Raw genomic sequence first — 7,891 nt, forward strand, 5'->3', positions numbered from 1 at the left:
TCCCTCGGAGGTTTGGCGCAGGACGCAGTGTATTGTTCGTGCGCACCCAAACTTTACAAGAGGCCCTGCATGCCTTACCCAAACTTGCTCGCCGAGCTCGATCTCGGCTTCACGACGCTGCGCAATCGCGTCGTGATGGGCTCGATGCACACCGGCATGGAAGACCGCTTCTGGAACTATCCGAAGCTCGCCGCGTATTTCCGCGAACGCGCGAAAGGCGGTGCGGGTCTCCTGATCACCGGCGGCATCTCGCCGAATCGCGAGGGCTGGCTGCTGCCGTTCGGCGGCACGCTGAACTCGGTGTTCGATCTGCGCAATCACCGGTTGATCACGCGCGCGGTTCATGAGGAAGGCGGCAAGATCGCGCTGCAGATCCTGCATGCGGGACGCTATGGGTATCAACCGTTCGTCGTGTCTGCGTCCGCGCTCAAATCGCCGATCTCGAAGTTCAAGCCGCGCGCGCTGACCGAAGCGGGCGTCGCGCGCACGGTGCGTGCGTACGCGCGCTGCGCGCGGCTCGCGCAACGTGCGGGTTACGACGGCGTCGAGATCATGGGCAGCGAAGGTTATCTGCTGAACCAGTTCCTGTGTCCGCGCACGAACCATCGTAGCGATGGTTACGGCGGCAGCATCGAGAACCGGATGCGGCTCGCGCGCGAAATCGTCGAAGCGGTGCGCGTCGCGTGCGGTGAGCGGTTCATCGTCGTGTACCGGCTGTCGTTGATCGATCTCGTCGAAGGCGGCAATACGTGGGATGAAACCGTGCAGGTCGCGCAGGCGCTCGAGGCCGCGGGCGTAACGATGTTCAACACCGGCATCGGCTGGCACGAGGCACGTGTGCCGACCATCGTGACGTCGGTGCCGCGCGCCGCGTTTGCACCGTTGAGCGCGAGATTGAAGGCCGCCGTGCGCGTACCGGTGATCGTGTCGAACCGCATCAACACGCCCGATCTAGCGGAGCGTCTGATTGCCGAAGGAACCGGCGATCTCGTGTCGCTCGCGCGTCCGCTGCTCGCGGATCCGGCGTTCGTCGTGAAAGCCGCGGAGGGTCGCGCGCACGAAATCAACACGTGTATCGCGTGCAATCAGGCGTGCCTCGATCACACGTTCCAGAACCAGCGCGCGACCTGTCTCGTGAATCCTCGCGCAGGCCGCGAGACCGAACTCGTGTACCGGCCGGTGACCGGCGAACCGGCGCGCCGTCGCATTGCAGTGGTCGGTGCAGGGCCGGCTGGTCTGTCGGCGGCGACAGTCGCCGCATCGCGCGGGCATCGCGTGACGCTGTTCGATGCGGCATCGACGCTTGGCGGTCAGTTCAATCTCGCGATGCGCGTGCCGGGCAAGGAAGAATTCGCGGAGACGATCCGCTATTTCGGCAGCCAGCTCGCACGTCATGCAGTGGATGTGCGGCTCGACACGCGCGTCGACGCGGCGTTGCTCGAAGCCGGCGGCTACGACGACGTGATCGTCGCGACCGGCATCGTGCCGCGCAAGCCGGCGATCGCGGGCATCGACGCGCCGAACGTGCTGTCGTACGTCGACGTGCTGCGCGGTGCGCCGGTCGGTCGCACGGTCGCGGTGATCGGTGCGGGCGGCATCGGCTTCGACGTCAGCGAGTTCCTGCTGCATCCGGCCGGCACGCCGTTGCCGATGCCTCCCGATACATGGCTCGACGAATGGGGCGTGGATCTTCAGGTTCTTGAACGCGGTGGCTTGAAACCCGCCGCTGACGCGCATCCGCCGCGCGACATCTGGCTGTTGCAGCGTAAGGCCGGCAAGCTCGGCGCAAGCCTCGGCAAGACGTCGGGCTGGGTGCATCGCGCGACGCTGATGCGCAACGGCGTGCGCATGCTCGATAACGTGACGTATGAGGAGATCGGCGCGCGCGGGCTGAAGATCGCGCGCAACGGCGAGACGCAATGGCTCGACGTCGAAACGATCGTCGTGTGCGCGGGGCAGGAGTCGCTGCGGGAGTTGTATCCGGATGCGCAGCCGGCGGGCGACACGCGTTATCACCTGATCGGCGGCGCGGCGCTTGCGACTGAACTGGACGCGAAGCGGGCGATTCGCGAAGGAGCGGAGCTTGCGGCGCGGTTGTAGGCGGGTGGGCTTTAGCCGGGTGGTTTAGTACGGAAGCATGCACGCTGCCACGGCTCACGCCGGCGCAGGTTGCCTGCGCGCGGTACGCGAAGCAGGAAAGCGCACGGAGAACGTGCTGCCCCGCCCTTCTTCGCTCTTCACTTCGAGCTGCGCGTCGTGACGCTGCAGCACGTGCTTGACAATCGCGAGACCGAGGCCGGTGCCGCCGGTGTCGCGCGAACGGCTGCGGTCCACGCGATAGAAGCGCTCGGTCAACCGCGGAATGTCGGTAGCCGGAATGCCGAACCCGCTGTCGACGACCGAGAACACCGCGCACTCGCCCTGCACGCCCCATGTCACGTGAATCGTGCCGTCGTCCGGCGTGTAGCGGATCGCGTTCGTCACGAGGTTGCCGAACGCACTCAGCAGTTCGGTTTCGACGCCGGTGACGGTCAGCACTTCGTCCGCGTCGAACGTGATGCGGTGACGGTCGCCCGACAGGCTCTGCGCGTCTTCCTTCAGATGCCGCAGCACCGCGCGCATGTCGATCATCTGGCTGCTGCTCGGCGGCTTGCCGTCGCCTTCAAGTGTGGCGAGCACGAGCAGATCGCTGACGATGTGGCGCATCCGCGCCGCCTGCTGTTCCATCAGTTCGAGATAGCGGGTGCGTTCGGCCTCGGCGAGCGGCAACTCGCGCATCGTCTCGAGAAAACCGGACAGCACCGTGAGCGGGGTCTTCAGTTCGTGCGATACGTTCGCGACGAAATCGCGGCGCATCGCGTCGGTACGCTCGAGCTCGGTGATGTCCTGCGACAGCACGAGCTTGCGGTTCTCGCCGTACGGAAACACCTGCACCGACAACACGTTCTGCCGCTTGTCGCCCATCCCGCGCATGATCAGCATCTCTTCGTACTGATGCGAGTTCAGATAGCGGACGAACTCGGGCTGGCGCACGAGGTGCGTGATGTGCTGACGCAGATCGCGTCGCGCGTCGAGACCGAAATGCACTTCGGAGATCGCGTTGCACCACTCGATCTGATCGTGATCGTCGAGCATCGCAACACCGTTCGGCGATGCCTGGATAGCCTGGATGAAACGCGAATGCGCCTGCTCGACCTGACGCACCTGCGCATGCCAGCGCTTCGCGAGCTTGTGCAAACGGTAGTAGATTTCGCCCCAGATGCCGGAAGCGCTCGGCACTTCGCCGTACACCGGCGCATCGAGCAGGCGCCACAGGCGCTGCTTGTGGAAGGTACTGAAGAAGCTTTGTGCGAGCAGCACGAGGACCGCGACTGTCAGCGCCGTCTTGACGTTGAAGAGCACGCCAAGCACTGCGCACAGAACGGCAAGCAGCACGATCGACACGATGGAGCGTGCCCAGATGACGTTCATGTTCTAGCGATCGAAGAAAGGAGAACGCACGCGGCGCGCAGGCCGTGGCGCCTGCTATCGCATCCTGTGGCGCCGCGCAAGGCGGCACCACAGGGCAGAGACTACGCGCTTTTCGCGAGCCGGTAACCGCTGCCGCGTACCGTCTCAATCATAGCATCGCACCCGGCAGGCTTGAGCGCGGCGCGCAGACGCTTGATGTGCACGTCGACGGTCCGTTCCTCGACGAATACATGGTCGCCCCACACCTGGTCGAGCAACTGCGTGCGGCTGTGCACGCGTTCCGGATGAGTCATGAAGAAGTGCAGCAGACGGAACTCAGTCGGGCCGAGATCGAGCTTGATCTCGCTGCCCTGCGCATGCGCGGCGACGCGGTGCGTGGCGGGATCGAGCTTGAGCCCGTTGATCGCGACGACGTCTTCGGTCAGCTGCGGCGCCCGGCGGCGCAGCACGGCCTTGATCCGCGCCATCAGCTCCTTCGGCGAGAACGGCTTCGTCACGTAGTCGTCGGCGCCGATCTCGAGGCCGAGCACCTTGTCCTGCTCGTCGCCGCGGGCAGTCAGCATGATGATCGGGATATGCTTCGTACGCTCGTTGTTGCGCAGGTCGCGCGCAAACGCGATACCCGATTTGCCCGGCAACATCCAGTCGAGGAGGACCAGGTCGGGCAGCACGTCGCTGATCAGGTTTTGCGCCTGCTCCGCGTTGTACGCGCGAATCGGGCAATGTCCCGCGTGTTGAAGATTGACCGAAATCAGTTCAGAGATAGCGGGTTCATCTTCGATGACGAGAATGCTGCTGGGCATCGACACCTCTTGACCTTTGACAATGAGTAACGGGATCAGCTAAGCGCTTCGCGCTCGAGGGCGTCGCGCGACTTGTGCCGCACGTCGGTCCCCTTGACGATGTAGATGATGAACTCGGCGATGTTCTTCGAGTGGTCGCCGATCCGTTCGATCGCCTTCGCGATGAACAGGAAGTCGAGCCCCGCCGAAATCGTGCGCGGATCTTCGGTCATGTACGACACGAGCTTGCGAACGAACGCGCGGAATTCCTCGTCGATCGCCTTGTCGTCGCGCACGATCTGCGCGGCGGCCACGGTATCGAGACGCGCGAACGCGTCGAGCGCGCGGCGCAGGATCGACACGGCCATCTCGCCCGACAGCTTGATCTCGGCGATGTTGATGTTGCGCGACGAGCCTTCTTCCATCAGGCGCTTCGTGCGCTTCGCGATCTTTTCGGCTTCGTCGCCGGCGCGCTCGAGATTCGTGATCGTCTTCGAGATCGCGATCAGCAGGCGCAGGTCGCGCGCGGCCGGCTGGCGGCGCGCGATGATGTTGCTGCACTCTTCGTCGATCTCGACTTCCATCGTGTTCAGGCGCTCTTCGGCGGCGATCACCTCGTCGGCGATCTCGCCGTCGAAGCCGTTCAGCGCCTGCATCGCCTTGACGATCTGCGATTCGACGAGGCCGCCCATTTCGAGAACCTTCGACGAAACGAGGTTCAGGTCGGCATCGAACTGGCTGGAGAGGTGTTTGTCGGACATGTCGTACTCCCTTCTGGCGCTGCGTGACGGCAGCGCGTGGCGCTTAGCCGAACCGGCCGGTGATGTAATCCTCGGTTTCCTTGCGGAGCGGCTTGATGAAGATCTTTTCGGTATCGCCGAATTCGATCAGCTCACCGAGATACATGTAAGCAGTGTAGTCCGAACAGCGTGCCGCCTGCTGCATGTTGTGCGTGACGATTACCACCGTGTAGTCGCTCTTCAGCTCCGCGATCAGTTCTTCGATGCGGCCTGTCGAAATCGGATCGAGCGCCGAGCACGGTTCGTCGAGCAGCAGCACTTCGGGGCGGATCGCGATGCCGCGCGCGATGCACAGTCGCTGCTGCTGACCGCCGGACAGACCGTAGCCGCTCTGCGCGAGCTTGTCCTTCACCTCGTTCCACAGCGCGGCCTTGGTGAGCGCCCACTCGACGCGGTCGTCCATCTCCGAGCGCGACAGCGACTCGAACATCTTCACGCCGAACGCGATGTTGTCGTAGATCGACATCGGGAACGGCGTCGGCTTCTGGAACACCATGCCGATGCGCGCGCGCAGCAGCGAGATGTCGCGCTTCGTCGCGAGCAGGTTCTCGCCGTCCATCAGGATTTCGCCTTCGGCACGCTGCTCCGGATAGAGCGCGTACATCTTGTTGAAGGTGCGCAGCAGCGTGGATTTGCCGCAGCCCGACGGACCGATGAACGCGGTCACCTTGCCTTCGGGAATCTTCAGGTTGACGTTCTTCAGCGCGTGGTATTTGCCGTAGAAGAAGTTCAGGTCGTTGACCTCGATCTTCGGCCGTGCCGGCGCATGAGCCTGTTCGCCCTGGGCGGGATCGAAACCCGACGGCGACGTCGCACGCTCAGCGGGATTGAAGTGACTTTCTGCCATGTTCATCGGATTGCTCCGCCCTTACTTGTTCGAAAAGATCGAGCGCGCAAGGATGTTCAATCCCAGCACCCCGAGCGTGATCAGGAAAACGCCAGCCCATGCAAGCGACTGCCATTGCGAGAACGGGCTCATCGCGAACTTGTAGATCGTGACCGGCAGGTTGGCGATCGGCTGGTTCAGGTTCAGCGAGAAGAACTGGTTCGACAGCGCAGTGAACAGCAGCGGCGCGGTCTCGCCGGCAATCCGTGCAATGGCGAGCAACACACCGGTCACGATACCCGCGATCGACGCTTTCAGCGTGATCGACAGCACCATCTTCCACTTCGGCGTACCCAGCGCGAACGCGGCTTCGCGCAGCGCGTTGGGCACCAGCTTCAACATGTTCTCGGTCGTGCGGATCACGATCGGAATCTGCAGCAGCGCGAGCGAGACAACACCAGCCCAGCCGCTGAAGTGCCCCATCGTCGGCACCATCAGCGCGTACACGAACAACCCGACGACGATCGAAGGCGCCGACAGCAGGATGTCGTTGATGAAGCGCGTGACGCTTGCGAGCCAGCGCTTCTGGCCGTATTCGGCGAGGTAGACGCCGGCCAGCACGCCGATCGGCGTGCCGATGAAGGTCGCGAGCAGCACGAGGATCAGACTACCGACGATCGCGTTCGCGAGACCGCCGCCGTCGGTGTTCGGCGGAGGCGTCGACTGCGTGAACAGTTCGACCGACAGGCCACCGATACCGAGACTCAGCGTCGTGTACAGGATCCAGACGAGCCACAGCAGCCCGAAGGCCATCGCGGCGAGCGACAGCGCGAGCGCGAGCGCGTTGGTCGCGCGACGGCGGCGCTGCAGACGGTTGCGCGTCGCTTCGAGCGCGGCCGGATTCGCAAGACCCGGCATGTTGAGGATCGGCTCGCTCATTTCGCGCCCTCCCCTTTCTCGAGACGCAGCAGCATCAGTTTGGAGATCGTCAGCACGATGAAGGTAATCACGAACAGGATCAGGCCCAGTTCCATCAACGCCGAAATGTGCAGACCCGGGTCGGCTTCCGCGAACTCGTTAGCGAGCGCCGACGTAATACTGTTTCCCGGCGAGAACAGCGAGACGTTGTCGAGCAGATTCGTATTGCCGATCACGAACGTGACGGCCATCGTTTCACCGAGCGCGCGACCGAGACCGAGCATCACGCCGCCGATCACACCGGACTTCGTGAACGGCAGCACGATCTTCCACATCACTTCCCACGTCGTGCAGCCGATGCCGTACGCGGATTCCTTCAGCAGCACGGGGGTCACCTCGAACACGTCGCGCATCACCGCGGCGATGTACGGGATGATCATGATCGCGAGGATCACGCCGGCGCACAGGATGCCGATGCCGATCGGCGCGCCGCGGAACAGCGCTCCGACGACCGGCATGCCGCCGAGCAACTGACCGAGCGGCTTCTCGAACCACGTCGCGAAGATCGGTGCGAACACGAGCAGGCCCCACATCCCGTAGACGATCGACGGAATCGCGGCGAGCAGCTCGATCGCGATGCCGAGCGGACGGCGCAGCCACGCGGGCGACAGCTCAGTGAGAAAGAGCGCGATACCGAAGCTGACCGGCACGGCGATGACGAGTGCGATTACTGACGTGGCGATCGTGCCGTAGATCGGGACGAGCGCGCCGAATTTCTGGCTGGGCGGATCCCAGTCGGAGGTCCAGAGGAAGCTGAAACCAAATTGATGGATCGACGGCCACGAGGCGACGATCAGCGAAACGATGATGCCGCCGAGCAGCAGCAGGGTGATGATCGCGGCGCCCCGTGTAAGGCCGCCGAAGATCACGTCGCCGGCACGGCTGGGCGCTTTCTGTTGTGCCGCGCTACCGGGCGGACTGGCGCCGGGCGCGTTCGACACGAATTGGATGTCGGACATGAGAGCCTGTTTCCAGATGCGGCGCGACACGATGCCGGCCGCCGGTACTGCAGCCGCCCGGCCGCGCATTTCGCG

The 7,891-nt window shown here is 63.9% G+C and carries 7 protein-coding genes; 1 reads left to right on the plus strand and 6 read right to left on the minus strand.

What is annotated here, in order from left to right:
- The first annotated feature begins 69 nt into the window (after positions 1–69).
- Complete coding sequence (locus ACREXZ_RS10335) at positions 70–2,100, plus strand: FAD-dependent oxidoreductase (RefSeq protein ID WP_431763949.1); 2,031 nt, start codon at positions 70–72, stop codon at positions 2,098–2,100.
- Positions 2,101–2,154: 54 nt separating this feature from the next.
- On the opposite strand, the gene phoR is transcribed toward ACREXZ_RS10335, so the two are convergent.
- The 6 genes from phoR to pstC all read right to left on the minus strand — a co-directional run bounded on the left by phoR (position 2,155) and on the right by pstC (position 7,816).
- Positions 2,155–3,471: a phosphate regulon sensor histidine kinase PhoR gene (gene phoR / locus ACREXZ_RS10340; protein WP_431763950.1), complete on the minus strand. Its 1,317-nt coding sequence runs from the start codon at positions 3,469–3,471 to the stop codon at positions 2,155–2,157.
- A gap of 101 nt (positions 3,472–3,572) precedes the next feature.
- The gene (gene phoB, locus ACREXZ_RS10345; RefSeq protein WP_012400295.1) at positions 3,573–4,274 is read right to left on the minus strand and encodes a phosphate regulon transcriptional regulator PhoB; all 702 of its coding nucleotides are present in this window, start codon (positions 4,272–4,274) and stop codon (positions 3,573–3,575) included.
- A gap of 35 nt (positions 4,275–4,309) precedes the next feature.
- On the minus strand, positions 4,310–5,014 hold the full coding sequence (gene phoU, locus ACREXZ_RS10350) for a phosphate signaling complex protein PhoU (protein WP_431763951.1): 705 nt from the start codon (positions 5,012–5,014) through the stop codon (positions 4,310–4,312).
- A gap of 43 nt (positions 5,015–5,057) precedes the next feature.
- Positions 5,058–5,906 (minus strand): phosphate ABC transporter ATP-binding protein PstB, encoded by an 849-nt coding sequence (gene pstB / locus ACREXZ_RS10355; protein WP_431763952.1) that lies wholly within the window; start codon positions 5,904–5,906, stop codon positions 5,058–5,060.
- 15 nt (positions 5,907–5,921) lie between these two features.
- The gene (gene pstA, locus ACREXZ_RS10360) at positions 5,922–6,818 is read right to left on the minus strand and encodes a phosphate ABC transporter permease PstA (protein ID WP_431763953.1); all 897 of its coding nucleotides are present in this window, start codon (positions 6,816–6,818) and stop codon (positions 5,922–5,924) included.
- Positions 6,815–7,816 (minus strand): phosphate ABC transporter permease PstC, encoded by a 1,002-nt coding sequence (gene pstC, locus ACREXZ_RS10365; RefSeq protein WP_431763954.1) that lies wholly within the window; start codon positions 7,814–7,816, stop codon positions 6,815–6,817. The genes pstA and pstC overlap by 4 nt, the downstream gene beginning before the upstream one ends.
- Positions 7,817–7,891: the final 75 nt, after the last annotated feature.

Origin of the sequence: Paraburkholderia sp., assembly GCF_050742655.1 — a bacterium.
Classification (GTDB): domain Bacteria; phylum Pseudomonadota; class Gammaproteobacteria; order Burkholderiales; family Burkholderiaceae; genus Paraburkholderia.

Excerpts from the sequence above, each read along its gene's own strand:
- phoR (WP_431763950.1), bottom strand. The coding sequence starts at position 3,471 with ATGAACGTCATCTGGGCACGCTCCATCGTGTCGATCGTGCTGCTTGCC.
- ACREXZ_RS10335 (WP_431763949.1), top strand. The coding sequence starts at position 70 with ATGCCTTACCCAAACTTGCTCGCCGAGCTCGATCTCGGCTTCACGACG.
- pstC (WP_431763954.1), bottom strand. The coding sequence starts at position 7,816 with ATGTCCGACATCCAATTCGTGTCGAACGCGCCCGGCGCCAGTCCGCCC.
- phoU (WP_431763951.1), bottom strand. The coding sequence starts at position 5,014 with ATGTCCGACAAACACCTCTCCAGCCAGTTCGATGCCGACCTGAACCTC.
- pstA (WP_431763953.1), bottom strand. The coding sequence starts at position 6,818 with ATGAGCGAGCCGATCCTCAACATGCCGGGTCTTGCGAATCCGGCCGCG.
- pstB (WP_431763952.1), bottom strand. The coding sequence starts at position 5,906 with ATGAACATGGCAGAAAGTCACTTCAATCCCGCTGAGCGTGCGACGTCG.
- phoB (WP_012400295.1), bottom strand. The coding sequence starts at position 4,274 with ATGCCCAGCAGCATTCTCGTCATCGAAGATGAACCCGCTATCTCTGAA.